The sequence below is a fragment of the Arthrobacter sp. Z5-13 genome, assembly GCF_056499105.1.
In genome coordinates, this window is sequence record NZ_CP096460.1 from 1,793,916 (window position 1) to 1,819,668 (window position 25,753).

At 61.6% G+C, this 25,753-nt stretch carries 27 protein-coding genes, 2 tRNA genes and 1 other RNA gene; 17 read left to right on the forward strand and 13 right to left on the reverse strand.

Annotated elements, in window-relative coordinates; all coding sequences use genetic code 11:
• Nucleotides 1–12 precede the first annotated feature (12 nt).
• On the forward strand, nt 13–1,449 hold the full coding sequence (gene gndA / locus M1E02_RS08500; protein ID WP_479377622.1) for an NADP-dependent phosphogluconate dehydrogenase: 1,437 nt from the start codon (nt 13–15) through the stop codon (nt 1,447–1,449).
• A 92-nt stretch (nt 1,450–1,541) separates the two neighbouring features.
• Here the strand turns inward: gndA and epsC are convergent, their stop codons facing one another.
• From epsC to msrA, 3 genes are all read right to left on the reverse strand, one after another.
• Nucleotides 1,542–2,126 carry a serine O-acetyltransferase EpsC gene (gene epsC / locus M1E02_RS08505; RefSeq protein ID WP_479377623.1) on the reverse strand — a complete coding sequence of 195 codons (585 nt, stop codon included), beginning with the start codon at nt 2,124–2,126 and terminating at the stop codon, nt 1,542–1,544.
• A gap of 41 nt (nt 2,127–2,167) precedes the next feature.
• The gene (cysK, locus tag M1E02_RS08510; RefSeq protein ID WP_479377624.1) at nt 2,168–3,103 is read right to left on the reverse strand and encodes a cysteine synthase A; all 936 of its coding nucleotides are present in this window, start codon (nt 3,101–3,103) and stop codon (nt 2,168–2,170) included.
• A 65-nt stretch (nt 3,104–3,168) separates the two neighbouring features.
• Nucleotides 3,169–3,693: a peptide-methionine (S)-S-oxide reductase MsrA gene (gene msrA / locus M1E02_RS08515; protein WP_479377625.1), complete on the reverse strand. Its 525-nt coding sequence runs from the start codon at nt 3,691–3,693 to the stop codon at nt 3,169–3,171.
• 99 nt (nt 3,694–3,792) lie between these two features.
• Here msrA and M1E02_RS08520 point away from each other — a divergent pair, with 99 nt between their 5' ends.
• Nucleotides 3,793–4,716 (forward strand): Nif3-like dinuclear metal center hexameric protein, encoded by a 924-nt coding sequence (locus tag M1E02_RS08520; protein WP_479377626.1) that lies wholly within the window; start codon nt 3,793–3,795, stop codon nt 4,714–4,716.
• 120 nt (nt 4,717–4,836) lie between these two features.
• Nucleotides 4,837–5,574 (forward strand): zinc ribbon domain-containing protein, encoded by a 738-nt coding sequence (locus M1E02_RS08525; protein ID WP_479377627.1) that lies wholly within the window; start codon nt 4,837–4,839, stop codon nt 5,572–5,574.
• A 24-nt stretch (nt 5,575–5,598) separates the two neighbouring features.
• Here M1E02_RS08525 and M1E02_RS08530 read toward each other — a convergent pair whose 3' ends face one another.
• Nucleotides 5,599–6,363: a YaaA family protein gene (locus M1E02_RS08530; protein WP_479377628.1), complete on the reverse strand. Its 765-nt coding sequence runs from the start codon at nt 6,361–6,363 to the stop codon at nt 5,599–5,601.
• Nucleotides 6,364–6,468: 105 nt separating this feature from the next.
• On the opposite strand from M1E02_RS08530, the gene rnpB reads away from it, so the two are divergent.
• The 4 genes from rnpB (at nt 6,469) to M1E02_RS08550 (ending at nt 9,877) form a co-directional block, all read left to right on the forward strand.
• An RNA gene (gene rnpB, locus M1E02_RS08535) (RNase P RNA component class A) lies at nt 6,469–6,863 on the forward strand.
• Nucleotides 6,864–7,179: 316 nt separating this feature from the next.
• Nucleotides 7,180–8,622, forward strand: coding sequence for a glyceraldehyde-3-phosphate dehydrogenase (locus tag M1E02_RS08540; RefSeq protein WP_479378106.1), 1,443 nt, complete (start codon nt 7,180–7,182; stop codon nt 8,620–8,622).
• 62 nt (nt 8,623–8,684) lie between these two features.
• Complete coding sequence (locus tag M1E02_RS08545) at nt 8,685–8,897, forward strand: hypothetical protein (RefSeq protein WP_458111165.1); 213 nt, start codon at nt 8,685–8,687, stop codon at nt 8,895–8,897.
• A gap of 182 nt (nt 8,898–9,079) precedes the next feature.
• Complete coding sequence (locus M1E02_RS08550) at nt 9,080–9,877, forward strand: HNH endonuclease family protein (protein ID WP_479377629.1); 798 nt, start codon at nt 9,080–9,082, stop codon at nt 9,875–9,877.
• A 3-nt stretch (nt 9,878–9,880) separates the two neighbouring features.
• On the opposite strand, the gene def is transcribed toward M1E02_RS08550, so the two are convergent.
• From def to orn, 3 genes are all read right to left on the reverse strand, one after another.
• Nucleotides 9,881–10,453, reverse strand: coding sequence for a peptide deformylase (gene def / locus M1E02_RS08555; protein ID WP_479377630.1), 573 nt, complete (start codon nt 10,451–10,453; stop codon nt 9,881–9,883).
• 104 nt (nt 10,454–10,557) lie between these two features.
• Nucleotides 10,558–10,630: transfer RNA gene (locus M1E02_RS08560), tRNA-His, on the reverse strand.
• A gap of 131 nt (nt 10,631–10,761) precedes the next feature.
• Entirely contained in the window at nt 10,762–11,391 is a 630-nt protein-coding gene (orn, locus tag M1E02_RS08565; protein ID WP_479378107.1) for an oligoribonuclease, read from the reverse strand.
• Between the two features lie 201 nt (nt 11,392–11,592).
• Here orn and mptB point away from each other — a divergent pair, with 201 nt between their 5' ends.
• From mptB to M1E02_RS08580, 3 genes are all read left to right on the forward strand, one after another.
• A complete protein-coding gene (mptB, locus tag M1E02_RS08570; RefSeq protein ID WP_479377631.1) occupies nt 11,593–13,146 on the forward strand; it encodes a polyprenol phosphomannose-dependent alpha 1,6 mannosyltransferase MptB in 1,554 nt (517 codons plus the stop codon).
• Nucleotides 13,147–13,178: 32 nt separating this feature from the next.
• A complete protein-coding gene (gene map / locus M1E02_RS08575) occupies nt 13,179–13,940 on the forward strand; it encodes a type I methionyl aminopeptidase (RefSeq protein ID WP_479377632.1) in 762 nt (253 codons plus the stop codon).
• Between the two features lie 95 nt (nt 13,941–14,035).
• Nucleotides 14,036–14,938 (forward strand): aldose 1-epimerase family protein, encoded by a 903-nt coding sequence (locus tag M1E02_RS08580; RefSeq protein ID WP_479377633.1) that lies wholly within the window; start codon nt 14,036–14,038, stop codon nt 14,936–14,938.
• On the opposite strand, the gene M1E02_RS08585 is transcribed toward M1E02_RS08580, so the two are convergent.
• The 3 genes from M1E02_RS08585 to M1E02_RS08595 are packed head-to-tail and all read right to left on the reverse strand — an operon-like array spanning nt 14,919 to nt 17,546.
• Nucleotides 14,919–15,545: an N-acetyltransferase family protein gene (locus M1E02_RS08585; protein ID WP_479377634.1), complete on the reverse strand. Its 627-nt coding sequence runs from the start codon at nt 15,543–15,545 to the stop codon at nt 14,919–14,921. The genes M1E02_RS08580 and M1E02_RS08585 overlap by 20 nt on opposite strands.
• Nucleotides 15,546–15,597: 52 nt before the next feature.
• On the reverse strand, nt 15,598–16,356 hold the full coding sequence (locus M1E02_RS08590) for an alpha/beta hydrolase (protein WP_479377635.1): 759 nt from the start codon (nt 16,354–16,356) through the stop codon (nt 15,598–15,600).
• Between the two features lie 26 nt (nt 16,357–16,382).
• Entirely contained in the window at nt 16,383–17,546 is a 1,164-nt protein-coding gene (locus M1E02_RS08595; protein WP_479377636.1) for a LacI family DNA-binding transcriptional regulator, read from the reverse strand.
• A gap of 165 nt (nt 17,547–17,711) precedes the next feature.
• On the opposite strand from M1E02_RS08595, the gene M1E02_RS08600 reads away from it, so the two are divergent.
• The 4 genes from M1E02_RS08600 (at nt 17,712) to M1E02_RS08615 (ending at nt 21,258) form a co-directional block, all read left to right on the forward strand.
• Nucleotides 17,712–18,881, forward strand: coding sequence for a Gfo/Idh/MocA family protein (locus M1E02_RS08600; RefSeq protein WP_479377637.1), 1,170 nt, complete (start codon nt 17,712–17,714; stop codon nt 18,879–18,881).
• The gene (locus M1E02_RS08605) at nt 18,881–20,095 is read left to right on the forward strand and encodes a dihydrodipicolinate synthase family protein (RefSeq protein WP_479377638.1); all 1,215 of its coding nucleotides are present in this window, start codon (nt 18,881–18,883) and stop codon (nt 20,093–20,095) included. The genes M1E02_RS08600 and M1E02_RS08605 overlap by 1 nt, the downstream gene beginning before the upstream one ends.
• Nucleotides 20,092–20,931, forward strand: a complete 840-nt coding sequence (locus M1E02_RS08610) for a sugar phosphate isomerase/epimerase family protein (protein WP_479377639.1) — start codon at nt 20,092–20,094, stop codon at nt 20,929–20,931. The genes M1E02_RS08605 and M1E02_RS08610 overlap by 4 nt, the downstream gene beginning before the upstream one ends.
• Nucleotides 20,932–21,081: 150 nt before the next feature.
• Nucleotides 21,082–21,258, forward strand: coding sequence for a hypothetical protein (locus M1E02_RS08615; RefSeq protein ID WP_479377640.1), 177 nt, complete (start codon nt 21,082–21,084; stop codon nt 21,256–21,258).
• Nucleotides 21,259–21,276: 18 nt separating this feature from the next.
• Here the strand turns inward: M1E02_RS08615 and M1E02_RS08620 are convergent, their stop codons facing one another.
• Nucleotides 21,277–21,726 carry a LapA family protein gene (locus M1E02_RS08620; protein WP_479377641.1) on the reverse strand — a complete coding sequence of 150 codons (450 nt, stop codon included), beginning with the start codon at nt 21,724–21,726 and terminating at the stop codon, nt 21,277–21,279.
• A 299-nt stretch (nt 21,727–22,025) separates the two neighbouring features.
• On the opposite strand from M1E02_RS08620, the gene M1E02_RS08625 reads away from it, so the two are divergent.
• A complete protein-coding gene (locus tag M1E02_RS08625; RefSeq protein WP_479377642.1) occupies nt 22,026–22,838 on the forward strand; it encodes a DUF2382 domain-containing protein in 813 nt (270 codons plus the stop codon).
• Nucleotides 22,839–22,911: 73 nt separating this feature from the next.
• Here the strand turns inward: M1E02_RS08625 and M1E02_RS08630 are convergent, their stop codons facing one another.
• On the reverse strand, nt 22,912–24,048 hold the full coding sequence (locus tag M1E02_RS08630) for an MFS transporter (RefSeq protein ID WP_479377643.1): 1,137 nt from the start codon (nt 24,046–24,048) through the stop codon (nt 22,912–22,914).
• A 93-nt stretch (nt 24,049–24,141) separates the two neighbouring features.
• Nucleotides 24,142–24,214: transfer RNA gene (locus M1E02_RS08635), tRNA-Arg, on the reverse strand.
• 220 nt (nt 24,215–24,434) lie between these two features.
• Between M1E02_RS08635 and M1E02_RS08640 the strand changes: the two genes are divergently transcribed.
• Both M1E02_RS08640 and M1E02_RS08645 read left to right on the forward strand, forming a co-directional pair.
• On the forward strand, nt 24,435–25,028 hold the full coding sequence (locus M1E02_RS08640; RefSeq protein ID WP_479377644.1) for a single-stranded DNA-binding protein: 594 nt from the start codon (nt 24,435–24,437) through the stop codon (nt 25,026–25,028).
• 400 nt (nt 25,029–25,428) lie between these two features.
• Nucleotides 25,429–25,740 (forward strand): DUF6993 domain-containing protein, encoded by a 312-nt coding sequence (locus M1E02_RS08645; protein WP_479377645.1) that lies wholly within the window; start codon nt 25,429–25,431, stop codon nt 25,738–25,740.
• Nucleotides 25,741–25,753: the final 13 nt, after the last annotated feature.

Below are 25,753 nucleotides of genomic sequence, written 5' to 3' on the forward strand. Positions count from 1 at the left end.
ATTGGAGTTTTGATGTCTGCACACATCGGTGTCACCGGCCTCGCGGTCATGGGTGCCAACCTGGCCCGAAACCTCGCCAGGAACGGCTTCACCGTTGCCCTGCACAACAGGTCCGTGGAGAAGACGGACGTTCTGCTGGAAAAGCACGGGCACGACGGCGACTTTGTCCGAACCGAAACCCTTCAGGAGCTGGTTGATTCCCTGGAGAAGCCGCGCCGTGTGCTCATCATGGTCAAGGCCGGAAAGCCAGTGGACTCTGTGATTGAGCAGCTGGAGCCTTTGCTTGAGCCTGGCGACATCATCATCGACGCCGGCAACTCCCACTACGAGGACACCCGTCGCCGGGAAGCTGCCCTTGCTGCCAAGGACCTGCACTTTGTGGGTATCGGTGTTTCCGGTGGAGAAGAAGGCGCCCTCAACGGACCCTCCATCATGCCCGGCGGCTCAAAGGAGTCCTACGATGCGCTTGGGCCTCTGCTGGAGAAGATTGCAGCCCAGGTCGATGGCAAGCCGTGCTGCGCCTGGATCGGCACTGATGGCGCCGGCCACTTCGTCAAAATGGTCCACAATGGCATTGAATATGCCGACATGCAGGTCATCGGTGAAGCGTTCGACCTGCTCCGTTCAGGAGCCGGTATCGAGCCGGCGGAGCAGTCGAAGATTTTCGCTGAATGGAATCAGGGTGAACTTGCATCGTTCCTGATCGAGATCTCGGCCGAGGTTCTGGGTCACGTGGATTCCAAGACGGGTAAGCCGTTTGTCGACGTCGTAGTTGACGCCGCCGGGCAAAAGGGCACCGGCCGTTGGACGGTCATTTCCGCGCTCGAACTCGGTTCCCCGACGTCCGGCATTGCCGAGTCCGTTTTCGCACGGGCGCTCTCCTCACAGTCGGAGCAGCGCAAGCTGGCGCAGGAGCTCCTCGCCGGTGAGGAAATCGACGTCGAGATTCCCGCCACCTTCGTCGAGGACGTCAGGCAGGCACTCTACGCCTCCAAGCTTGTCTCCTACGCACAGGGCCTGGACATGCTGACTTCCGCAGCCAAGGAATACGGCTGGGACCTGAAGCTGGACGAGATCGCTTCCCTGTGGCGGGGCGGCTGCATCATCCGCGCCGAGCTGCTCAAGGAAATCACCAAGGCCTACGCCGCCGAGGAGAAGCCCGCGAACCTGCTCTTCGCACCGGCCTTCACCAAGGCCATCGCCGAGGTACTTCCGGCATGGCGGCGGGTTGTCGCCACTGCCGTTCAGCTGGGCATCCCCGTTCCGGTATTCTCCTCGTCACTGGCTTACTACGACGGCCTGCGCCGCAAGCGCCTCCCGGCCGCCGTGATCCAGGGCCAGCGCGACCTGTTTGGAGCCCACACCTACGGCCGCATTGATGCCGAAGGTACATTCCACACCCTGTGGGGCGAAGACAAGTCAGAAATAGCGGCAGTGGACACACACTAGTCCCTGCCATAAACGGAACGGCCGGCGACCCGAGCGGGGGTGCCGGCCGTTTTTGTTTCTGCGTTCTCAGGCGGTTTAAGGTGCCAGGACCGTCAGATCCGGTATTCGATGTAGTACTCGGCAGGGTCAACCGCTGCCTTGGTTTCCCGCTGGGCGTCGCGGTGCCGCCACGTTGCAGGAACACCCGTGACGATGGATTCAGCCGGTGCGTCCTTAACAACGACGGCGTTGGCGCCAACAGCACTGTCGCGTCCAATGGTGATGGGGCCCAGGATCTTGGCCCCTGCACCGATGGTGACGCGGTCGCCGATGGTGGGGTGCCGCTTTACCTTGGCAAGCGACCGCCCGCCGAGGGTTACGCCGTGATAAATCATCACGTCCTCGCCGATTTCCGCGGTCTCGCCGATCACCACGCCCATACCGTGATCGATAAAGAACCGGCGGCCGATGGTGGCGCCCGGGTGGATCTCGATGCCCGTGAGGAACCGGGCAAGTTGGGAGACCAGCCGCGCGGGAAAGCGCAACGAAGGAGTTTGCCACAGCCGGTGGGTCAGGCGATGTGCCCAGATGGCGTGCAAACCGGAGTAGGCGAAAAAGTTCTCAAAAGAACCTCGAGCCGCCGGGTCGTGTGACCGGGCGGCGTCGAGGTCTTCCTTAAGTCTTGCGAAAAAGCTCACAAAGATCTTTCTACAGGAAAGGGGGGAGAGCGGGCGAAGTATCAGCCGCGGATATCGTCATAGAGCACAGTGGAGATGTAACGCTCGCCGAAGTCGCATACCACTGCCACAATCAGCTTGCCTGCGTTCTCCGGGCGCTTTGCCAGCTCAAGCGCACCCCACACAATGGCGCCCGAGGAAATGCCGCCAAGGATGCCTTCCTTGATGCCGAGTTCGCGTGCCACCCGTACGGAGTCTTCGAGGGTTGCGTCCAGGACCTCGTCATAGACGTTGGTGTCCAGGATCTCCGGAACGAAGTTCGCGCCGATGCCCTGGATTTTGTGCGGTCCGGGGGCGCCGCCGTTGAGGATGGCCGAGTCTTTCGGTTCCACAGCGACGATCTGGACGCCGGGGTTGCGTTCCTTCAGGACCTGCCCGACGCCGGTGATGGTTCCGCCGGTGCCGATGCCGGATACGAAGATATCGACCTTGCCGTCGGTGTCCGTCCAGATTTCTTCGGCCGTGGTGGTGCGGTGGATCTCAGGGTTTGCCTCGTTGGCAAACTGCTGCGCCCAGATGGAGTTCTCGGTATTGGCAACAATTTCCTGCGCCTTTTCCACTGCCCCGCGCATTCCCTCAGAACCTGGGGTGAGCACAATCTCCGCACCAAAGGCGCGCAGCATGACGCGGCGCTCGGTGGACATGGTTTCGGGCATGGTGAGGATGACCTTGTAGCCGCGGGCTGCGCCCACCATTGCCAGGGCGATGCCGGTGTTGCCCGACGTTCCCTCGACGATGGTTCCGCCGGGCTTCAGGGCACCGGACTTCTCGGCAGCGTCGATGATGGCAACACCGATGCGGTCCTTGACGCTGTTGGCCGGGTTGTAGAACTCGAGCTTGACGGCCACTGTTGCATCGAGGCCTTCGGTCAAGCGGTTGAGCCTGACCAAGGGGGTGCCGCCGACCAACTGGGTAACGTCGTCATAGATCCGTGCCATGTATCTGAGCCTGTTCTCTGAGGTGGGAATACTGAGGTCAGCCTAACGAGGCCTGGGAACCCGTGCTAAGCGTTAAGCCATGCAGAGTAATATTTCCGGGCCTTTGCCAGCTTGGGGTTGATGATGACCTGGCAATAGCCCTGCTCGGGGTGTTTGCCGTAGTAGTTCTGGTGGAATTCCTCGGCTACGTAGAATCGCGGCAGCCTGCTGACTTCGGTAACGATCGGGTGGGACCACAGTGCCTGGTTCCGCTCGATGGCCTCCTCAAAAAGGATCTTCTCTTCCGTTGTCTCGTAGAACATCGAGGAACGGTACTGCGTGCCGACGTCGTAACCCTGCCTGTTCAGCGTGGTGGGATCATGCAGGGCAAAAAACATGTCAAGAATGACTTCTGCAGGGATCACTTCCTCGTCGAAAGTAACGGCAACAACCTCAGCGTGTCCGGTGGTGCCGGCACACACTGAGTAGTAATCGGGATGGGGATCGTGGCCTCCGGTATAGCCGGAGACAACCGAGGTGACACCCTTGGTTATCTGGTAGACGGCGTCCAGGCACCAGAAGCAGCCTCCGCCAAGTACAAACGTTTTCATGTCCTCTTCAATGGTTGAAGCAGTCCGATGATTCCCGGACAACCTTACGAGAGTGCAACGCGTGCAGTCGAGGCCCTGCAATAGGGTAAAAATGGGGGTATGGAACCAGTGAACACGGATGTTTCAACGGCGCCCTCCGCGCAGGGCACGCCCACCCCGGATCCCTCGGGGACCGAGAACGTGTCTTTGACGCCCACACTGGGTGAGATTCTGCTCGCGGTGGAGGAACTATGGCCGGAATCCCTCGCAGAAGAATGGGACGAAGTCGGTCTTGTGGCCGGGCATCCTTCCGCGACCGTCAAGCGCATCATGTTCGCCGTGGATCCCACCCTGGAAGTCATCGAGGAAGCCATTGAATGGGGCGCCCAGCTCCTGATCACACACCACCCCCTGCTGCTTAAGGGCGTGAACTCTGTCGCAGCCACCACACCCAAGGGTGCGGCCGTCCACCGGCTGATCGAGTCCGGTACGGGGCTTCTGACAGTCCACACAAACGGTGATTCGGCCGTCGGGGGCGTCTCTGACGTCCTTGCTGACGCGCTGGGTCTTCAGAATGTTGTGCCGTTGATGGCTGCCGCAAACGGGCTGCCTGAAGAAGGAATTGGCCGCGTGGGCGATCTCGCCGAGGTTATGACCCTCGGCGACTTTGCCGCCCGGGTGTTCGGCATCCTTCCCTCGGTTGCAGGCGGAGTCCGTGTCTCCGGGGACAAGGACGGACTCATCCGCAGGGTTGCCGTCTGCGGAGGTGCGGGGGACTCCCTTTTCAATGAGGTCAGGGCCAGCAACGCCGATATTTTTGTCACGGCCGACCTTCGCCACCACCCTGCGTCCGAAGCGCGTGAGGCCGCTGTTAATGGCAGGCCGTACCTGATTGATGTTTCACACTTCGCCAGCGAGTGGCTGTGGCTGCCGGCGGCCGCGGAAGCACTGGGCAACGTCCTGAACGACCAGGGCCACGAGGTGGAGATTCAGGTGAGCACCACCAACAGCGATCCGTGGGACTTCATTCTGACTCCGGGCTAAGCCTGAGGTGCGAGGGGCCCCGGGTGAGCGCAGCGAGGCAGGGGAGCAGCGCAGGCGCTAGAGTCTAAAGAGCGCCGCACGGCGTCCGGCTCCGGCCGGTTGGAACAAGCGGAGGTATCAGTGGCCAAGGCAGCACCGGCGGAACAGTTGAAGTTGTTAGAACTGCAGGGGCTTGATGCCAAACTCAAGTCACTGTCCAACCGCCGTCGTATCCTTGAAAACGATCCCCGCATCACCGACCTCGAGGCGGCACTCAACGTAGCCAACGGCGAGTTGGGGGCGGCCAAGATGGCCGTCCACGACGCCGAGACTGAGCTCAAGCGCGCCGAGGACGACGTCGAGCAGGTGGCCTCGCGGATCGGGCGGGACGAAGCGCGGCTCAACAGCGGCACGGGGTTGTCAAAGGACCTTGTTGCGCTGCAAAAGGACATCGCCTCGCTGAACAAGAGGCGCTCAGACCTCGAGGACGTCGAACTCGAGGTAATGGAACGGCTCGATGCCCTGCGGGAACGCCAAGCCGCCCAGCAGCAGATCGTGGACGATATCAAGGCCTCGTTCAGTGTGATCCGGGCGGAACTCGACGCCGCCCTGGCCGAAGTCTCCTCTGAGGAGCACACAGTTTCGGCCCAGCGGTCAGCGTTCGCTTCAGGACTCGACGGCGGGATGCTGGCGGTCTATGAAAAGACCCTCACCAAGAGGGGAGTCGGGGCGGCGCGCCTCTTCCACGGCAAGTCTGAAGGCTCGGGCATGCAGCTCAGCCCGGGGGACCTCGCCGAGATCAAGGCAGCTGCAGAAGACGACATCGTGTTCTGCCCGGACTCCGGCTGCATCCTTGTCCGCTCGCCTGAATGGGCCTGACCCGAGTGGTCGTGGCAACCTGACCTAGCTGGGCAGGATGATATTGAGGGCATGGGCCTTCCGGGCTGTGCCTTCAACGAGTTCGCAGCTCCACTTCTCGCCGGCAGCTTTGAGTAGCTGCGCGGGAGTGCCCGGTGCATTTCCTCGTCTGGTCAGCAGATGGCGGGCAACCTCGCCACGCGTGTGCTTGGCGAAGTGGCTGACCACTTTGCGTACACCTGCCACTTCCGTGAAGACATTTACTGCTACCGTCTGGCTGGCCGGCGGCGCCCAGGCCGCGGCGTAGGTGCTTGAGCGGCAGTCCACGAACAACTCGCCTGCGGTCAGGCCGGCAAGGGCTTCTGTAATCCTGAGCTTCCAAAAGGAAGCCAGGCGTCCGACGTCGGGAAGTGCCGTTCCCATGGATAGCCGGTAGGCGGGCACCCGGTCATTGAAACGAATGGCGCCCCACAGGGCCGAGATGACCAGCACCGAGTCATGCGCCTTTTTCCGTTGCGCCGGAGTGAGGGTCTGATAACCGAGTGCGTCGTACAGGACGCCCGAGTAGACCTGGTGAGCGGGAGCCGCCGGCTCCCGGTGCAGGCGGGTGTTGCGGTCGACGTCGTCCTTCAGTGATGCCCCAACGCCCAGAAGAGAGAGGGCATCTTCATGCGCGCTCACAGTTCCGAGTGCCTCCAGTACCTCTGCACGGTGGGTGTTCAGTTCGGGGAAACTCAGGCTGGGCCAGTGGACGGCGTCGCCGCGGACGGCAGGGGTCTTGCCTTCGGAAGGGGGGAGCAGAATCAGCACCGTACGATCTTAGGGGCCGCTACGGAGGGCGCCAAAGATGACGGTGGCCTGGCCTTGGTTCGGCGGTGCAGCCGGTGGAGCGGCTGCCCGTAGAATGGACTCGGATGGGTTGACCAGGCGGTCGCGCGTCACGAAAGTGGCTCGAGGAACGTCCGGGCTCCGTAGAGCAGGGTGGTGGGTAACGCCCACTCGGGGTAACCCGCAGGCCAGTGCCACAGAAAACAGACCGCCTGCAGTTTTGGTTGTGTTCGCACAGCCGGATTGGCAGGTAAGGGTGAAACGGTGGTGTAAGAGACCACCAGCTTCCCGGGTGACCGGGAAGGCTAGGTAAACCCCACCCGGAGCAAGGCCATACAGGGCGCGTTTGAGGGCTGCTCGCCCGAGCGCCCGGGTAGGCCGCTGGAGGGCGTCGGCAACGGCGTTCGTAGATGGATGGCCGCTACTCCCGTGCCGGTAACAGCGCGGGAGCACAGAACCCGGCGTATCGGTCAACCCATCCACATACTCCGCCAGGTTGCCAGGTGAGGCATGGCTTGCCTGCCCGTGTGAGTGACTTCACGCCCAACTGAGGCGGGAAGTCAAGCCCTTCGCCTCTAGAATGGACAGTGAACGTAGAAGTTCTGCCGCCGGATCTGCGTTTGCAGCGGCGGTTTTTCTTTGCGCTTCTCCAAGGCATCCGGGGTGGACCGAATCCCCGCTGGTGCCTGCGCCCCGGAACACCTCCGGCGGCCGACATCTTCATACGAAGACGTATGCAGTTGACCCAAGGAAGGTAGTTCTGTGAGCCAGACGTCAGATTCTTGTCTTGATACGTGGATGGGCCGGGAGGCACTTGCCGAGGCCATGATCCCCGTGATCGGCCGGCTGTACCGCGAGAACAACGTGGTCACCAGCATCCACGGACGCAGCCTGATCAATAAGTCCACCATGAACATCCTGAAGGCACACCGGTTTGCACGCCGGATGAGCAAAGACGAACTGCTTCTCGAAGAGACAGCTCCGTTGCTCAATGTCCTGTCCCAGCTGGAGCTCGGAGCAGCGGCGATCGACATCGCCCGCCTGAACCAGAAATACAAGGTCGAGGGCAATGGCGCCACCCTTGAAGCATTCCTGCGAGACGAGCTTTCCGACATTGTTGGCAAGCGCGGGGGCGATGACCGCACCAGCACCGACGTCGTGCTTTACGGTTTTGGACGCATTGGACGCCTCCTGGCCCGTCTGCTCATCGAAAAGGCCGGTGGAGGCCACGGCCTGCGCCTGCGCGCCATTGTTGTCCGCCGCGGTTCTGATAATGACCTGGCCAAGCGGGCAAGCCTGCTCCGCCGTGATTCAGTGCACGGTTCCTTCGAAGGCACCATCCGTGTTGACGAAGAGAAGAACACCATCACCGCCAACGGTGTCCAGGTTCAGGTCATCTACTCTGATAACCCTGCCACCATCGACTACACCACCTACGGCATTCACAACGCACTCGTGGTGGACAACACGGGCCGCTGGCGCGACGCCGAGGGCCTGTCCCAGCACCTGCAGAGCAAGGGCGTTTCCCGCGTGCTGCTGACAGCACCCGGCAAGGGCGATCTGAAGAACATCGTTCACGGCATCAACCACGGGACCATCCTGGATTCGGACAAGATCGTCACGGCGGCATCCTGCACCACCAACGCCATCACTCCGGTCCTGAAGGCCATCAACGACAAGTACGGCGTGGTCCACGGGCACGTCGAGACGGTTCACTCCTTCACCAATGACCAGAACCTGATCGACAACTTCCACAAGGGCGACCGCCGTGGCCGTTCGGCCGCGCTGAACATGGTGATCACCGAGACCGGTGCTGCCAAGGCCGTGGCGAAGGCCCTGCCTGAGCTGTTGGGCAAGCTCACCGGCAGCTCCATCCGCGTTCCCACGCCGGATGTCTCCCTTGCCGTCCTGAACCTGAGCCTGGAAAACGGCACCACGAAGGAGGAAGTCAACAACTACCTCCGCGAAATGTCCCTGCACTCGGAGCTGCGTAAGCAGATCGACTACATTGACTCTCCTGAAGTTGTGTCCACCGACTTCGTGGGGTCCCGCCGTGCGGGAATCGTCGACGGTCTGGCGACGATTTCCAATGAAAAGAACCTCATACTGTACGTCTGGTACGACAACGAATTCGGCTACAGCTGCCAGGTAGTCCGCGTCATGGAGGAGATGGCCGGGGTCAACCCGCCGTCGTTCCCGGCCAAAGAGCCGACCTCTGTGCTTGCGGCCATCGCCGTCTAGCATTCGGGAGATTCCCGGCTGACACTCTGGTATCAGCCGGGAAAGGTGCCCAGAATGGTGTCATGGATACAGACTCAGCTCTCGGAGAACATGACACCACCCTTGAACACGCGCTTGACGTAGCACGCGCCAACCATAAAGAAGCCAAACGGCTGTTGGATCAGGCCCGCGCGGCACATGCGGCCGGGGAAATCGGCGATGAGAGGATCAGGCAGCTCGAGGACCTGATGAACCTCGCCGAGGAAGACCTTCGCAGAGTCACAAGGGAGCAGTAATCAGAGGCCGCTGCACCGGGGAGGCCCTTCCTTCGCCTGGCACTGTTCCTCCACACTGTGGATAGCCCCGGAATTGTCGGAGGCCTGCCCTAGGCTTTTCGGGTGCCTCACAGACTTCCGCTACACAGAGTCCCGCTTCATGTAACCCGGCCATACGTCAGAACCAGCATGGCCGGACAGCCATGACCATCCACTGGTCCGCTTACCGCCGTGCCCGCCGTCGTTCCCGCCAGGCGTGGGCCATACTGTCCGTACTCATCCTCGGAGTCGTCTGTGTCATCGGCTGGTTCTTCACCGCCGGACAATTCGCCATCGCGGAGCCCCGCGTCAATGGGCCCTCGGAAGCTCCCGTGCTGGACCCGGGCTGGATGAAGCCTGTAGCTCCCGTGCAGCCCGTTCCTGTCGGAAGCGCAGCCGGAGCCCTGGAGCAGCTGCCAGTTAAGGGCCGGGCACCCAAGAACGACTATGACCGCAGCGCGTTCGGACAGGCATGGTTCGACGCCGATCACAACGGCTGTGACGCCCGCAATGACATCCTCAGGCGCGACCTGACAGGGGAGTCATTCACTGAAGGCTCAGACTGCAAGGTTTCGAGCGGTGATTTCCACGAGCCCTACACAGGATCCATGGTTGCATTCCGCCGAGGCCCTGAGAGCAGCATGGCGGTCCAGATCGATCACGTGGTTGCCCTGGCTGATTCCTGGCAGAAAGGCGCGCAGCAGCTGACGAAGCAACAGAGACAGAACCTGGCCAACGATCCCCTGAACCTCATCGCGGCCGATGGTCCCGCCAACCAGGAGAAGGGCGCCGGGGACGCGGCAACCTGGCTTCCGGGGAACAAGGCTTTCAGGTGCCACTACGTTGCCCGGCAAATCTCGGTGAAAGCGGCCTACCGGCTCTGGGTCACCCAGCCGGAGAAGGACGCCATGAAGCGGGTCCTTGATTCCTGCCCGTGGCAGCAGACCATTATTGCCGAGTGAGCGTCAGTGGCCGAACGGATCAGGGTCAACCCCCGGCATCCAGGTCAGGCCCGGCACACCCCATCCGCTCTTCTTGGCCTGCTTCAGTGCCTTGCGGGCATACCTGTCAATCAGACGGTTCACGTACAGCTTGCCGTCCAAATGGTCGTACTCGTGCTGGATGACGCGTGCGAACCAGTCAGTGGCTTCGAAATCCAGGGGTTTCCCGTCGCCGTCGAATCCCTGCACCCGGACCCACTCGGCCCGCTTTAGCGGGTACTGCCCGCCAGGGAAGGAGAGGCAGCCTTCGACTTCCTCGTCAGGATCCGGCAGCGCACCGGAGACCTTGGACAAGGTCAGGACGGGGTTCACAACCACTCCGGTAGGCGGGACATCGTCATCGTTGGCGAACTTGTAGATGAAGACCCGCTTGCCGACGCCGATCTGGGGTGCTGCAAGCCCGACGCCATTGGCAGCGTCATTGGTCTCGAACATGTCCGCAATAAGACTGCGGAGTTCATCGTCGAAGACGTCGACCTCGGCGGCCCGGCGGTGGAGTACCGGCTCGCCCCAGATGGTGATCGGCAAAACGGTCATCTCGGCGGATTCCTTCAGTGCAGGGGGCAATAAAAACAACAAAGACCGTACCGGATTCCGGTACGGTCTTTGGCGAAAGCCGGCGACAAGCCGGTCTTCATGAGGGTGAGCGACGGGGGTTGAACCCGCGACCTCCTGGACCACAACCAGGCGCTCTGCCAACTGAGCTACGCCCACCATGCACCCTGTCATGCCTTCCGGCGAACCGGCTGGCTGAAAAGGCAACGTCAAATAGTTTACCTGCTGTCAGAGGGTGCTTTTGCCACTTTTGCGTGTTTTGCCAAAAAATCCCTCAAACGTGGCGCAGATTACTTTTCCTGTGCGGCGGGGGAGGCGGTGGTGGACGATGCGTCCGGCTCCGCAGTGACAGGAGTATTGCCCGCCATCACAGCCTTGGAGATCCTCTGTGCCGTTGCGCTGTCAGGTCCAGGCGCAGGCACGAAGACGGCCTCACGGTAGTACCGGAGCTCATCAATGGAGTCCTTGATATCGCCGAGGGCCCTGTGGCCGCCCAGCTTCGCGGGCGCCTGGAAGTACGCGCGTGCAAACCAGCGACGGGACAGCTCCTTGATGGTGCTGACGTCGATGACGCGGTAGTGCAGATGCTCAACCACTGACGGCATATCCCGGACCAGGAAGACCCGGTCCGTTCCCACTGAATTTCCTCCCAGCGGTGCCTTGCGGGCGTCAGGCACCCACTTACGGATGTATTCCAGGATGGCGTTTTCGGCTTCGGCCATGGTTTTCCCATGAGGCAGTTCCTCAAGGAGGCCGGAGCGGGTATGCATGTCGCGGACAAAGTCGTTCATCTGGGCAAGGGCTGCGTCATCGGGCTTGATGACGACATCCACCCCTTCGCCAAGGATGTTCAGCTCGGAATCAGTTACCAGCGCGGCCACTTCAATGAGGGCGTCATTGATGGGGTCAAGGCCGGTCATTTCGCAGTCGATCCAGACGATGCGTTCGTTAGATATAGGCACCCGTCCAGCCTACCGTTAGGCTGCCTAGGGCCCGTCCGATGCTAGGATTTTTGGGTACGCGGCGGGATCAATTACCATGCCGCGCTCAGCCTTGGGCCGGTAAGCCCGCCTGGCCTCCCGGCGGAATCCTGTCCCACCAACAGATTGGACGCTCCTGAGATGACGGCGCCTGTACCCGCTCCGGGGGAGCTGGCTGCCGATAAGTCTCCTGTGTCCGCTGTGGTGGAAGTGGACAACGCGGCATCTCCGCTGCTCGCAGGTTTTGTCGGGTCCCTGTTTATGGCCTTCGGATCCGTGGGGGTGGGGTGGCTGGCCCAGGCCTCGGAACTGTGGCGGCTGCCGCTCTTCATCTGGATGCGGACCGAGGGGTTGGGCGTTGCCCTTTCCATTGTCTTGCTGGCGATCGGCGGCATGTTGCTGGTTCGGGCGTGGCTGCGACTGGGACAACGCGTGAAGGTCTGGGGGCCAGCCGCACGGAAGGCGACCCTTCAGGCCGTCGCTCTGTGGGGCTCTCCGATGATGCTGTCGATTCCGCTGTTCAGCCGTGATGTCTATGCCTACATCGGCCAGGGCCGGCTCATGGTGGAGGGCTTTAATCCCTATGAGAACGGGATTTCAGCCTTGTCCAACTACTTCCAGTTGGGCGCGGACAAGATGTGGACGGAGGCACCGGTTCCCTACGGTCAGCTGTTCCTCTGGATCGAACAGTTCGTGGTGTGGTCTACAAATGTCCAACCGGAGGCCAGCGTCATGCTGTTCCGGCTGGTGGCAGTGTGTGGAGTGATTCTGTGCATCATTTACGTCCCCAAGCTGGCCGAACTTCACGGGGTCAATCCGCACCGTGCCCTGTGGCTTACTGCAGCCAACCCGCTTTTCCTGACAAACTTCATCGCAAGCGTCCATAACGATGCGTTGATGATCGGACTGGCCTTGGCCGGCCTCTACTATTGCGCCACCAGGCGCATGCTCCTGGGGCTGGTGCTGGTCACCTTGTCGATCTCCGTCAAGCCGATCACTATTGTCTTCCTGCCTTTTATAGGTCTGCTTTGGGCTGGAAAAAACGCCGGCTGGGTGAGGAAGTTCCTCTTCTGGGGACTCACTGCAGCAATCAGTCTGGGAATCCTGTATGCGCTGAGCCTCGTCAATGGCTTCGGCTTTGGCTGGGTCAACGGCCTCTCGGCCCCCGGGAGTATCTGGATCTGGTATGCGCCGGTAGGCCTGTTGGGACTGATCGTTGCCTCCATCCTCGATGCTTTCGGCTTTGACGGCTGGGCTCTGGCGAAATGGGTTTACGACGCCGGCAAAGTCCTGGCCCTTGGAATAGTTGCATGGCAGATTTTCCGCGGGGACCACGACCGCCTCATGCGGCGCCTTACCCTGGCCTTCGCCGCGATCGTCGTCCTGGCTCCCATGATCCAGTCCTGGTATGTGGTCTGGCTCATCCCTCTTTTTGCGATCACGGGTATTCGGGATGACTGGCAGGTCAAGGCTCTGTATTTCATCGTCTCGTTCTTCATGATTTATGCCATTTCAGACCAGTTGGACGTTTTCCCCTACCAGGCTGAGGATCTTGGCCTTGCTCTGGCGTTGGCTCGCATTGCTGCCGCTGTCATAGCTGTTCTGTTTGCCCTCTACCTGATCTTCCTCGATCCCAGAACCAAATGGCTCTTTACGAAAACGCATGAGCCGATCCCCACGCGCCCTGTGATTTAGGGGCCTGTTACGTCCGGAGAACCACAGTGTCCATGACCAAGAGCCCAGAAGAAATCGCCCTGATGCGTGAGGCCGGGAGGGTTGTGGCCAATGCGTTGGCCGCAGTGAAGTCCGTTGCAGGAGTCGGCGTCTCCCTCAAGGAACTCGATGAGGTGGCAGCGTCATTAATCTCCGACGCCGGCGCTACTCCCGCTTTTCTCAATTACCAGCCCCGGTGGGCCACCGTGCCTTTTTCGGGCGTGATCTGCACCAGCGTCAATGACGCGGTTGTCCACGGCGTGCCGAACGAATACAGGCTCCAGGATGGCGACCTGCTGAGCGTTGACTGCGGGGCGTTCGTGGACGGCTGGTGCGGTGATGCGGCGATCAGTTTCGTCGTGGGTACGGCCAACCCGGAGGACATCGCACTCATCGAGGCGACAGAGGCAGCACTGGCGCGCGGAATTGACGCCGCCAGGGTCGGCAACAAGATGGGGGACCTGGCGTATGCGATCGGCGGTGCTGCGCGGAGGGCGGGTTACGGCTTACTGGCGGATCACGGCGGACACGGAATCGGCCGCACCATGCATGCTGATCCTGCCGTCCCCAACGAGGGCAGGCCCGGACGTGGCATCAAATTCAGCGAAGGATTGGTCATTGCCATTGAACCCATGCTGATTCTTGGGGGTAAGGATGACTACTACCACGATGACGACGAATGGACCTTGCGGTCCGCAAGCGGCCGCCGCGCCGCCCACAGCGAGCACACGGTGGCAATAACGGCTGATGGCCCTGTCATCCTGACGCTTCCTTAGCGCAGCTGGCCTTCAATGAACGTAACCCTTGGACCCGGTCTCCAGGCCGCACTATAGTGGTTAGCGCTAACAGCCCTCAGTCGCAAAGGAACGCCATGGCAGTCACAGAGCACAACATCAGCTTCGGGCCATACACGGCCATTGTGACGGCCAGGAGCGGGGCCCTGCGGGAATTTCGCCATGAAGGCCGCGACCTCGTGATCAGCTTCGGTCCGGAAGGTGGCATTCCTGACTACCGCGGGACGATCTGTGCCCCTTGGCCCAACCGGCTGGCTAACGGTACATACAGCTTCCAAGGAACTCAGTATCAGGCTGAGATTAATGAACCTGAGCGCGGCACGGCGCTCCATGGGCTTGTTATCGGCAAGACCTGGGAAGTGCGTCACCAGGGACCGTCTTCGATCAGCCTCGGCACCACAGTGACGGGCGGGCCAGCCTATCCGGGGGATCTGGACGTCAGCGTCACCTATGAGCTGAAGGAAGACGGGCTGCACAGCACCGTCAATACCCGGAATACCGGAGAACAAGCCGCCCCCTACGGTGTTTGTCCTCATCCCTATCTGGTGGCGGGGCCTGCCCCTTTGGACGAATGGACGCTGCAGATGCCCGCGGCTGTCTTCCTGGAGGTCACCCCGGACAGGTTGCTGCCGGTGCGCACGGCGACAGTTGAGGGGCATGATTTTGATTTCCGCAGTGAAAAGCCCTTGGGATCGGTGGAGATTGACCACGCGTTCACTGACATCGAAATGTCCTCCGGCTCTGCGTCCGTCCGTGTCTTTGACCCTTCAGGCTCAGGCGTCGAGCTCGAATGGGACGATCAATGGCCGTGGTTGCAGATCCACACCGCTGACAAGCCCACAGGTCCATCAAGGCTCGGGCTGGCAGTGGAACCCATGACCTGTCCGCCGGATGCCTTCAACACGGGCGTGGACGTCGTCGAATTGGCCCCCGGCGCTACCCACGAGGCCACCTGGATTATCAGAGCCCTGAACCGCTGACCTTATCCAGCCGCACCACGGCGCGGCCCGGCGTCGTTGTGTCCACCAGCCTGAAGCCTGCGGCCAGGAACAAGGATAAAGTGCCGTGGTAGAGATCGGCTGCACCGGCCTTCGGCCTGGCAGCCGGATCAACGGGGTAACCCTCCACGCTACCGGCACCGTGGGTGAAGGCGTGTCCAACAGCTGCGTGCAGTAAGGCTGCGGCAATTCCCTTGCGGCGGTGTCCGGGGGCGACGACGAAGCAAGTGATTGACCATATTGTGCCGGGATCCGGAAGTTCGGCCAGGCCAGGTGCCGCCGCCCGCATCAGTTGCGAACTTTCAATGCGGGGATAGCAGGAGCGGGGTTCAACGGCGCACCATCCCACTGGATCGCCGTCCAGGCAGGCCATGACTCCCGGCTCCGGTTCTGAAGAGTCAAAACGGGCATGCAAGTGACTTTTCCGCTCTGCTGGCGTCGTGCTCCTATATTCAGGGTTCGTCATGGCGAAGAAACGGCACCAGCACCGGGCGGGATCACCGCGCACTCCGAACAGGGTCTCGACGTCAGGCCAAAGGGCGGGGCCGGTAGTTACGGCGGAGTCCGGGGCATCGTTCATCTTCGGCATGGCAAAAGGCTAAGCGTAGTGAACGTCTTTGACTACTGCCTGACTTCGGCTCCTAAGGGGATGGCGCATTCTCAGCTGTTAAGCGGGCATTTGTCGAAATCCAGCCGCGGCTTTGGAGCCATCGTTCACAGAGCCGGGTCCATTGGCTGACATCGGCATCATCCGGAGCCATGCCCAAACCGTGCCGGCCATGAGGAAACACATGCAGCTCCGTAGGAATGCCGGCCCTGGTCAAGGCGGAGGCGTAGCGCAAACTGTGTTCTGCGTTGACTGCTGTGTCATCTGCGGTGTGCCAAGCGAACGTCGGAGGCGTGGTACGGGTGACGTTAAATTCCGCCGACAGCTTCCTGAGGGACGGCGAGGAGGGTGAGACGCCCAACAGGTTGTCTATGCATCCCTGGTGCACGGAGGACGTGAAGGAAATCACGGGATAGCAGAGTACGGCGAGATCAGGCACCGACGTATCGGTGTCCAGCTTGGCGTCTCCCGTTTCAACCGAGGTGGACAGCGTTGCGGCCACATGGCCTCCGGCAGAAAACCCCAGAACCCCAACCCGTTCCGCATCAACCGCTAAACCATGCTTGCCTGAACGAATCCATTGCACTGCCCTTTTGGCGTCTATCAGCGGAGCGGGATGCCGGTGCGGCGAGGTCCGGTATCGCAGCACAAAGGCGTGTAACCCCAAGGAAGCGAGCCACGTGGCGACGGGTTCCGCCTCGTGCCCCGCATGGTGGGAATACCCTCCGCCAGGGAGCACCAACATGGCAGGCAGCGTACCAGCGGCGTGAGTGTCCGCAGCGACTACAGTCATTCCGTCCGGCGCGGAGAACTCTCTGGCTAGGGGGTCCACTGCGTGCTCCGACGAAGCTTGACCTCGCCGGTAACTGCTGGCCCCTGATCCTCATTGAGGTTGGTTGCCCCGGTACTTGCTGACTGGTGTTCCGCTGTGTTAGCAGTCTTTGATTTGGCTAAAGCATCTTTCCGGCTGTGGCCAGCGGTGCTCAGGGTTGCGAGCCGGCCGATGTCTTCCAGGGGCAAGCGGACGGTGGAGAGTGCAGGACGGAAATCCCTGAGGGTTTCAATGTCATCGAAGCCTGCAATAAGGGCGTCGCGGGGGATTCGCAGACCCTCCTCCCGCAATGCAGCAACCACTCCAATAGCCATGACGTCATTGGCAGCGAAGATACAAACTCGCGAACTCTTCTGCTCCCCTTGATCCTGGCTTTCTTCTGATACCTGGGACGAGCGGATGCGCTCTGCCAACTGCCGTCCCGCCTCATACCCGCCGGCCCGGTTGAAGGAAGTGTTCACCACCTCGGCGGGGGGACGTCCTGCGTTTGCAAGGCCCTTCTGGAAGCCACGGATGCGGTCATCCGAGGTAACGAGTCCCTCCGGACCGGCGACTATTACAAACTCGCCGATGTGCAGTTGGGCCAGTTGGCCCGCAAGCTCAGAGGCAAGCTGCTCATTGGGAAGCTCCACCAGGTGGTAGCCCTCGGATCTCCCCGCTCCGACGATCGCCTGACCGACGATTCCCACATGACCGCCGTTGCGGCAATACCTGTCCAGCTCGGCCGCCAGTTCCGTGTTGGCCTTCTGGTCTTCAGGCCGCGAGGAACGGGAACCAGCGATCACAATCGCATCGGCCCGTCTGGCAGCAAAAGCGGCGACGGCCTCCTTTTCGTCAGCCGGGGTTCCTCCAGTGGTTGCAAGAAGCACCATCTTGTTCTGGGTCCTGGCTACGCTTTGGACCCCTCGCGCGATGGCGGAAAAGTACGGATCAGCAATGTCGTGGACGATCAGGCCGATGAGTCCCGAACTCGACTTCGCCAACGCCTGGGCTTGCGCATTGGGAATGTAGCCCAGCTCCTCCGCCGCCTGACGCACACGTTCGGAAACGCCAGGGCCCGGTTTACGGTCGGATCCGTTGAGCACCCGTGAGGCGGTGGCTGGTGACACGCCAGCCAGGCGCGCCACCTCGGTCAGGGTACTTGCAGCCACGGGGAAATCTCCTGTTCGGCAAAACTTCTGCGTTTTCCACATTATGACAGCTGGGACGACTTTCAGGAAAGCGCTTGCCAACTCTGCCTGAAACGGGCATTATGAATGAAACGGGAATGCGCTTTCCCAAAACTACTGCGTTACAGCAATCGCTGTGGAGGACACATGGGCTACGAAACGAAGACGATCCGCATCGCCATGAACGGCATCACCGGACGCATGGGATACCGGCAGCACTTGCTCCGTTCCATCCTGCCTATCCGGGACGCCGGGGGATTTACCCTGGAAGACGGCACCAAGGTGCAGGTAGAACCCATCCTGGTGGGACGCAATGAAGCGAAAATCCGGGAACTCGCCGAGCTCCACAAGGTATCCGAGTGGAGTACCGATCTCGACGCCGTCATCAATGACCCCACCGTGGACGTTGTGTTTGATGCCTCGATGACCAGCCTGCGTGCGGCCACCCTGAAAAAGGCAATGAACGCCGGCAAGCACATCTTCACTGAAAAGCCCACGGCCGAGACCCTCGAGGAAGCCATCGAGCTCGCTCGGATAGGCAGGGAAGCCGGCGTTACAGCAGGCGTTGTCCACGACAAGCTCTACCTGCCGGGCCTCGTCAAGCTCCGCCGGCTCGTGGATGAGGGCTTCTTCGGACGTATCCTCTCCATCAGGGGCGAATTCGGTTACTGGGTGTTCGAAGGCGACGTCCAGGCGGCACAGCGTCCCTCCTGGAACTACCGCAAGGAAGACGGCGGCGGCATGACCACCGACATGTTCTGCCACTGGAACTACGTTCTGGAAGGCATCATCGGCAAGGTCAAGAGCGTCAACGCCAAGACCGCCACCCACATCCCCACCCGCTGGGATGAGTCCGGCAAGGAGTACAAGGCCACCGCAGACGACGCCTCCTACGGCATCTTCGAGTTGGAAACGCCCGGTGGTGATGAAGTCATCGGCCAGATCAACTCCTCCTGGGCTGTACGGGTCTACCGTGATGAACTCGTGGAATTCCAGATTGACGGAACACACGGGTCAGCGGTTGCAGGCCTGAACAAGTGCGTCGCCCAACAGCGGGCGCACACCCCGAAGCCCGTTTGGAACCCCGACCTCCCCGTGACGGAGTCCTTCCGCAGCCAGTGGCAGGAGGTTCCGGCTAACGCGGACCTGGACAACGGCTTCAAGCTGCAGTGGGAAGAGTTCCTGCGTGATGTTGTAGCCGGACGTGAACACCGCTTCGGCCTCCTTTCAGCGGCCCGCGGTGTGCAGCTCGCCGAGCTGGGCCTGCAGTCCTCAGACGAGCGGCGCACCATCGACATCCCGGAGATCACCCTCTGATGACTTCCCTGATTCTTCCCACGTCCGACGGCGGAACGCGCGAGTACCGCTTGCGGTCGGCTCCCTCCTGGCCTAAACCGTCGGCTCCGTTGACCTCACGCCGGGCGTACGCCGCCGCCCATGTCATTCCGGAGGTAACTGCGGACAACACCCCCGGCGCGCCTGCCCGCCTGGACTGGGATGCCACCCTGGCCTACCGCCATGAATTGTGGTCCTACGGCCTTGGCGTTGCCGATGCCATGGACACCGCGCAGCGCGGCATGGGCCTCGACTGGGCCGCGACTCAACAGCTCATCAAGCGCAGCGGCGCCGAAGCGGCATCGGTTGTCGCCAGCGGAAACGCAGCCACCGCTGGAAAGTCCGTTCGCGATCTGGTTTCCTGCGGCGCCGGCACAGATCAGCTGGACCTGGATTCGCTGAATCCTGGCCCTGATGGGATCCAGGCTGTCCTCGACGCCTACCGTGAGCAGATCGCCGTCGTCAGCGAGGCGGGACCAAAGGTCATCCTGATGGCCTCCCGTGCCTTGGCCAAGGTGGCCTCAGGTCCTGATGACTACCTCCATGTGTACGGAACGCTCCTTGGCGAAGTGGATCAGCCGGTGATCCTGCACTGGCTGGGCACCATGTTCGATCCCGCCCTGGCCGGATACTGGGGATCGGACGATGTTGCCTCGGCTACTGAAACCTTCCTGGGCCTCATCCGGGAGCATGCGGACAAGGTAGACGGCGTCAAGGTCTCGCTCCTTGACGCCAGTCACGAAGTGGCATTGCGCGCTTCGTTGCCTGAAGGAGTGCGCCTCTACACGGGCGACGATTTCAACTACCCTGAGCTCATCGACGGCGACGCCACACACCATTCAGATGCCCTGCTGGGAATTTTCGCCGCCATCTACCCTGCGGCATCGGCCGCTTTGCAGAGCTATGAGGCGGGAGATGGGGACAAGGGCCGCGCCATCCTGGACTCCACCCGGGAGCTGGGAAAGCACATCTTCAGTGCTCCGACCTTTTACTACAAGACCGGCATCGCCTTTATGTCCTGGCTGAACGGCAAGCAGCCCGGCTTCCAAATGGTGGGCGGACTGCATTCGGGACGTTCGGTGATCCACCTTGCCAAGACGTTCGAGCTCGCTGACCAGGCCGGACTTTTGAAGGATCCGGCCCTCGCAGCCTTCCGTATGTCCGACTACCTGAGGATCAACGGAGTGGGAGTATGAGCGACTTTTCGAGGCTTTCACTGAACAGTGCCACCACCAAGAAATGGACCCTGGCGGAGGCCGTTGAGGGTTGTGCGCGCGCAGGCATCCCTGCCATCGGGCCATGGCGGGATCGCGTTGCGGAGGCAGGGCTGGAAAAATCGGCCAAGCTGATCAAAGACGCCGGACTGCGGGTTTCCTCGCTATGCCGTGGAGGGTTCCTCACGGCACCAGATGCGGAAGGACAAGCCGCAGCGTTGGCGGACAACCGTGCCGCCGTACTGGAGGCAGTCGCCTTGGACACCAAGGAGCTTTTCCTTGTGGTTGGTGGGCTCGCCCCGGGGGAGAAGGATGTTGTGGCCGCCCGCCAGCGGGTGGCCGACCGCTTGGAGGATCTGGTGCCGTTCGCCGTCGAACACGGTGTTCGGCTTGTATTGGAGCCCCTTCATCCCATGTACGCGGCGGACCGCGCACTCATCTCCACGCTTGGCCAGGCGCTCGATCTTGCGGCTCCGTACGAGACGAACGCCGTCGGCGTCGCCATCGACACCTTCCATGTGTGGTGGGATCCGGAGCTGAAAGCGCAGATTGAGCGGGCCGGCCGGGAAAACCGCATCGCTTCCTATCAGGTCTGCGACTTCAACTTGCCCATTGCCGCTGACGCTCTGCTGTCCCGGGGCATGATGGGCGACGGCGTCATCGACTTTGCGACCATCGGCGCGTGGGTGAGGGACTCCGGCTACACCGGAGACATCGAAGTCGAAATCTTCAATCAGGAAATCTGGGACGCCGACGGCGACAGCGTCCTGGCCTCCATGAAGCAGCGGTACGCGGAACTCGTTCTCCCGTACGCCTGAATGGCCTGATTTAGACTGCGGGCCCTTGCTTCGTCACGGCAAGGGCCCGCGCACCACGAAACGGTCCTGCATTGCCTTGCGGTGCGGGACCGTTCGCGTTCCCTGCACGGAGCCCTCGACATCGCCCCGCAACGGGTTTAGTTTGGGCACATGACTGAGATTCCGGATGAATACCGGGCGGTGCGCGGCGACGGTCAGCTTCAGGAAACCGAGGAAGATGCCGGCCGTGAATCCCTGGAAGGGGAGCTGGCCAGAACCGTTGACCCTGACATCTCCGAGCTTGATGACGAGGCCCCTGACGGGAATCCAGTAAACCGGGATCTTTAAGCGCGCTATGCGCCCGTGCTACTTGATTGTGGGCGGCTGACCGACTCGGCCTGCCCGGCGGTGCGCCGCGGTGCGCAGCTGGATGATCCGTGCTGCGCCTGCGATGGCCACCAGTACCCCGCCTGCCACTGCAGCGATGAACAGAGCCATACCCAGGGAAACCGCTCCCTCAAGTCCCAGGAACCGCACCTGCACGTAGTCCTGGTTCTGCAGGATGAAGACGATAAGCAGCACCAGGAGCACCAAGGCAGTAGCTACAGAAACCCACACCATTCCCGCTCGGGTGACCCTTTTCTCCGTGAGCGGCGCACCAGGCATCGCGCGTTCGGAAGCCGGAACGCGGCTGGCGTCGGTGCCGCCTGCCGGCCCTGCGGCAGGAACATCCCGGCCTGTACTCACCGGCGGGAGGTAGCCGGCCCGGCCTTCACCTGGGGTGGCCTGATCCTGATTGTTGGGTTGTTGAGTCATGGCTTTTGATCCCTCCCATAGACTGCCTGCCAGAGCCTGCTGCCACCTAATTGGCGGGCTTGCCGGCGGTGGCCCCGACCTCTCTACTTCGAATCATAAGCCCATTCAAAGAAATTACTAAGTATGCTTGTCAATTGGATACTAAGCATGCTTATTATGGATGCCTGGACCCGGGGGGAACTGCCTCATCTATTGGCAATCGGTCCAGTCCTTGTTGCCTGGCAACAACCCTGCGCGGGTAAGCGCAGGTGCTGCAGAACGACATCCAAGCTGGAAAGAAAAGATCCAAGGAGAGAAACATGCTCACCAGGGAAAGTATTGACGAACTGCTCAACAGGGGCGGCAATGTGCTCACCACTGACGGAGACAAGATTGGCTCCATCGGGCAGGTGTACGTCGATGATGACAACGATCAGCCCACCTGGGTCACGGTAAAGACCGGACTGTTCGGTACGTCGGAGTCTTTCGTGCCCCTTGAGGGCGCCCGTCTTGAAGGCAACGACATCCTTGTGCCTTACTCAAAGGACCAGGTGAAGGATGCGCCGCGCGTCGAGAACGACGGACACTTGGAGCCCACTGATGAAGACCGGCTCTACGAGCACTACAGCCTGGGCCGGACCTATAGCGACGCAAGGACCGGCATGGGTGGCGGAGTGGGCCGCACTGACACGGACGACGACAGGACGGACGCAGCCGGCACAGTGGGCAGGGATACGTCCGGGCCTACTACCGACGACGCCATGACGCGCTCAGAGGAGCGGCTGCATGTCGGCACTGAACGCCAGGAGGCCGGCAGGGCAAGACTGCGCAAGTACGTAACCACGGAAAACGTAACCAAAACAGTTCCCGTCCAGCGGGAAGAGGTCCGGCTTGAGCGTGAACCCATCATGGACTCCAATCGCGGAGCAGCCATGAGTGGACCGGATCTTAGTGAGGAAGAGCACGAAGTTACCCTTCACGAGGAACGGCCGGTTGTTGAGAAGGAGACTGTTCCGGTCGAGCGGGTGCGGCTGGACAAGGACGTTGTAAGTGACGATGTCACTGTCGAGGAGGATGTCCGTCGGGAGCACATCGACGCAGACGGAGACGGAATCGACGACAGGCGCCGGTAAGTCAGCCATTGAGGGAGGCCTCCGGCCCAGGGATCATCCTGGTCCGGGGGCCTTTGCTGATTGGTGGCTTTGCCTAGCCCGCAGGCTGGTTGTCTGTTCGTGGCCGCCCGTTGGCGGCGAGCCGGGGGAGACTTGCCGCTGCAACAACCAGGGCGAGCGCTCCCAGGCCAAGTGGAAGACTGGCGAGGGTGGCGATGCCTCCCACCAGCAAAGGACCGCCGGCATCTCCAAGTTCCCGTCCGAGCTCGGCTGAACCCATGGTTCGGCCAATCCGTTCGGGTGGCGTGGAGTCTGCCAGGTGAGCAAAGCCAATTGGCGTGGTCGCGCCCACTCCTGCGCCAATTGCCGCTGCCGCGATAAATATCGTTACTGGCCCCGGCGCCACGGCCAGGAGAGCCACTCCGCCTGCGGTCAGCAGGAGTCCTGCTGACATGCCGTTGGTGTCGGAGATGCTGCCCCTGTCGCGGAGGTGGCCAATCCTTGGCTGGATGAGTACGGAGGCGATGGCAAGGACGCTCACAGCTGCAGTTCCGGCAATGGGATCAAGGCCGAGGCGGGTAGCCAGTGCCGGAAGAAATCCGATCGCCGCACCGAGCGCCGACGTCGACGCCGCCAGCACCAGTGTGGGGACAAGGAACCGACGTTCCGTGGCCTGGCGTACCAGATCCACCACGGTATAGCGCTGCCGGGGGAGTGGCGCAAGATTGGGTACGGACACTACAACCCATACCGCTGTTGCGGCTGCCAGGACTGACAATGCCGCAAACAAAAGGGCAAAACCGCCGGCGAAAATCAGCGCCGCTCCCAGCAGGGGCCCGATGACGTATCCGAGGCTCTTCCAGGATCCGTAGCGGCCGAAAAATGTTCCGGCATTCTTACCGCGCCCGAGACGGGCAAGACCCAGCATGAGGGGATCGGCTCCCCACAACCCGATGAGTGAGAGCGCGGCAAAGGCCAGGAGCCCTCCGACAATAACCGGCTTCGTGCCGATCCGGTCACTGAGTGCGCCGAAGACAGGTTTGAGGAATACCTCGGAGATGTCGTACACGGCCAGGAGGATGCCCAGGTTGAGCAACGTCAGGCCAATGTTTTCGCTTTGCGCGCCCATTCCGGCGGCAATGCTGTGGGCACCGAAGGCAGTCACAAAACCTGCCGCATATAACGCGGCGGAGGGTGTCCGTGCGGCCAGTTCCGGAGCAGCCGATTTCATGAACTCAGCTCCTGGTTGGATGACGGATGCACGAACGTATTTTCACCTGGACCGGCCCTGGCCTGTGTTCTACAGGCCAGAGCCTCATTCTTGTGCCCCAGGAGGGAATCGAACCCCCGACCGGCGGATTAGAAGGCCGCTGCTCTATCCCCTGAGCTACTGGGGCAACACTTGTCCTCAAGGCTGTCCAAGAGGCAACTCAAAAAGTTTACAGTGACTTGCCCTTGGAAACCGCCAGCTGTCACGGTGATTTTCACTTGTCCTCAACACTCTTATTGCGGAGCGGAGTTTTGCACATAGCCGATCTGGCCCCTCGCTACAGCCGATGTCCTCCACGAAGCTGGAATTGCCTACCAGGGCAGAACACTTCGAGACAGGACATCACCATGACTGACAACATCACGGTCCGGGGCTTCGTGGCCACCGAGATCAAAACTTCAACCACACCGGGCGGGATAGCCACTGCATCCTTTCGGATCGGCTCCACAGACCGCCGCTTTGACCGGACCGCAAACGCGTGGGTGGACGGCAACACCAACTGGTTCACGGTACAGGGATACCGGCAACTGGCAGGCAACCTGGCCTGCAGCATCAAGAAGGGGCAGCGAGTCATCATTGTGGGCCGGCTCAAGATGCGCAGCTGGGAGAAGGACGGGCGCATCTACCATGCGGCCGAAATCGACGCTGAATCTGTTGGTCACGACCTCATGTGGGGTTCAGCCAACTTCATCCGGACCTCTGCCCAGAATGGACAATCCAACACTCAGGCCGTGCAGATTGCCGCCGAAGGAGATTCCGAGCGTGCATCGGGCGGGTTCGCGTCAGAGCGCGACGACGACGGCTCAGAACGTGAGCCGGACGAGGGCCCGGACGTTCCGCCAGGGATGGATGAAGCACCCTCCGTTTTCGTCGACGAGGAAAGCGGGCAGCTGCTCTCAGTTGATGCCACCACAGGGGAACTCACCGGCGCCGCGGCTTAGCACGAGCTCTTGCTGGGCTCGCCTGCCCGGGCCTCGCCCGGTGGGGGCCGCGCTGCGGTTGCGACGTCGCGGGTCACGGAGTCGCGCTCGCGGGGTGCCGGGTGCCGGGGGCGGGGTGCCGAAAGGGGTGTGGACTGCGTGGCAGAATGGCAAGGTGATGCGAGCGACTAAACCTCTGAGGCCCACCCGTCGTACGCTAACCCTCCGTTTTTTTCGTGTCCGCCAGTTTCCAGTCCGCCACCAACGCGTTGCAGTTCTGGCGTTTCTCGTCCTCATCGCGGCGTCTGCGTGTAGCCCAACGCCGGGTACGGATCCGAGCGGCACCGCTTCCGCTGGAGGATCAGCCGTTCCGACGTCTGCTCCGCCCCCTGGCACAGGCTCTGTGGCCCCGGCTCCATCTGTGGCGGCCCCGGCTTCCGCCACCGCGCTCCTGAAGGACAAGGTTGAACAGGCGCTCAACAACCTGGCTGCCGGCTCGGCAAAACCAACGAGGGACCAAATGGTTGCCACGATGACTGCTGCCGGGGTGTCGCCGTCCGCATTGGAGGTGTCGGCAAGCCAGACTCCCACCGGCCTGGAAGTTGATGCGATAGAAGCCGCGGCTCTTCAGGACAAGGACTGCGTCATCGGACAGGTCCGCGAAGGAAAAGTCAAAGTAGTCATTCTGCCCGTGCTGTCGACCGGCAAATGCTTTGCAGGTACGCAACTCTGAACCGTCGGGCCGC

Coding starts and splice junctions, on each gene's coding strand:
- gndA (WP_479377622.1), top strand. CDS start 13: ATGTCTGCACACATCGGTGTCACCGGCCTCGCGGTCATGGGTGCCAAC.
- cysK (WP_479377624.1), bottom strand. CDS start 3,103: ATGGCACGGATCTATGACGACGTTACCCAGTTGGTCGGCGGCACCCCC.
- msrA (WP_479377625.1), bottom strand. CDS start 3,693: ATGAAAACGTTTGTACTTGGCGGAGGCTGCTTCTGGTGCCTGGACGCC.
- M1E02_RS08520 (WP_479377626.1), top strand. CDS start 3,793: ATGGAACCAGTGAACACGGATGTTTCAACGGCGCCCTCCGCGCAGGGC.
- M1E02_RS08540 (WP_479378106.1), top strand. CDS start 7,180: ATGGGCCGGGAGGCACTTGCCGAGGCCATGATCCCCGTGATCGGCCGG.
- M1E02_RS08545 (WP_458111165.1), top strand. CDS start 8,685: ATGGATACAGACTCAGCTCTCGGAGAACATGACACCACCCTTGAACAC.
- M1E02_RS08550 (WP_479377629.1), top strand. CDS start 9,080: ATGACCATCCACTGGTCCGCTTACCGCCGTGCCCGCCGTCGTTCCCGC.
- def (WP_479377630.1), bottom strand. CDS start 10,453: ATGACCGTTTTGCCGATCACCATCTGGGGCGAGCCGGTACTCCACCGC.
- orn (WP_479378107.1), bottom strand. CDS start 11,391: ATGACCGGCCTTGACCCCATCAATGACGCCCTCATTGAAGTGGCCGCG.
- mptB (WP_479377631.1), top strand. CDS start 11,593: ATGACGGCGCCTGTACCCGCTCCGGGGGAGCTGGCTGCCGATAAGTCT.
- map (WP_479377632.1), top strand. CDS start 13,179: ATGACCAAGAGCCCAGAAGAAATCGCCCTGATGCGTGAGGCCGGGAGG.
- M1E02_RS08580 (WP_479377633.1), top strand. CDS start 14,036: ATGGCAGTCACAGAGCACAACATCAGCTTCGGGCCATACACGGCCATT.
- M1E02_RS08585 (WP_479377634.1), bottom strand. CDS start 15,545: ATGCCGAAGATGAACGATGCCCCGGACTCCGCCGTAACTACCGGCCCC.
- M1E02_RS08590 (WP_479377635.1), bottom strand. CDS start 16,356: ATGACTGTAGTCGCTGCGGACACTCACGCCGCTGGTACGCTGCCTGCC.
- M1E02_RS08600 (WP_479377637.1), top strand. CDS start 17,712: ATGGGCTACGAAACGAAGACGATCCGCATCGCCATGAACGGCATCACC.
- M1E02_RS08605 (WP_479377638.1), top strand. CDS start 18,881: ATGACTTCCCTGATTCTTCCCACGTCCGACGGCGGAACGCGCGAGTAC.
- M1E02_RS08610 (WP_479377639.1), top strand. CDS start 20,092: ATGAGCGACTTTTCGAGGCTTTCACTGAACAGTGCCACCACCAAGAAA.
- M1E02_RS08615 (WP_479377640.1), top strand. CDS start 21,082: ATGACTGAGATTCCGGATGAATACCGGGCGGTGCGCGGCGACGGTCAG.
- M1E02_RS08620 (WP_479377641.1), bottom strand. CDS start 21,726: ATGACTCAACAACCCAACAATCAGGATCAGGCCACCCCAGGTGAAGGC.
- M1E02_RS08625 (WP_479377642.1), top strand. CDS start 22,026: ATGCTCACCAGGGAAAGTATTGACGAACTGCTCAACAGGGGCGGCAAT.
- M1E02_RS08630 (WP_479377643.1), bottom strand. CDS start 24,048: ATGAAATCGGCTGCTCCGGAACTGGCCGCACGGACACCCTCCGCCGCG.
- M1E02_RS08640 (WP_479377644.1), top strand. CDS start 24,435: ATGACTGACAACATCACGGTCCGGGGCTTCGTGGCCACCGAGATCAAA.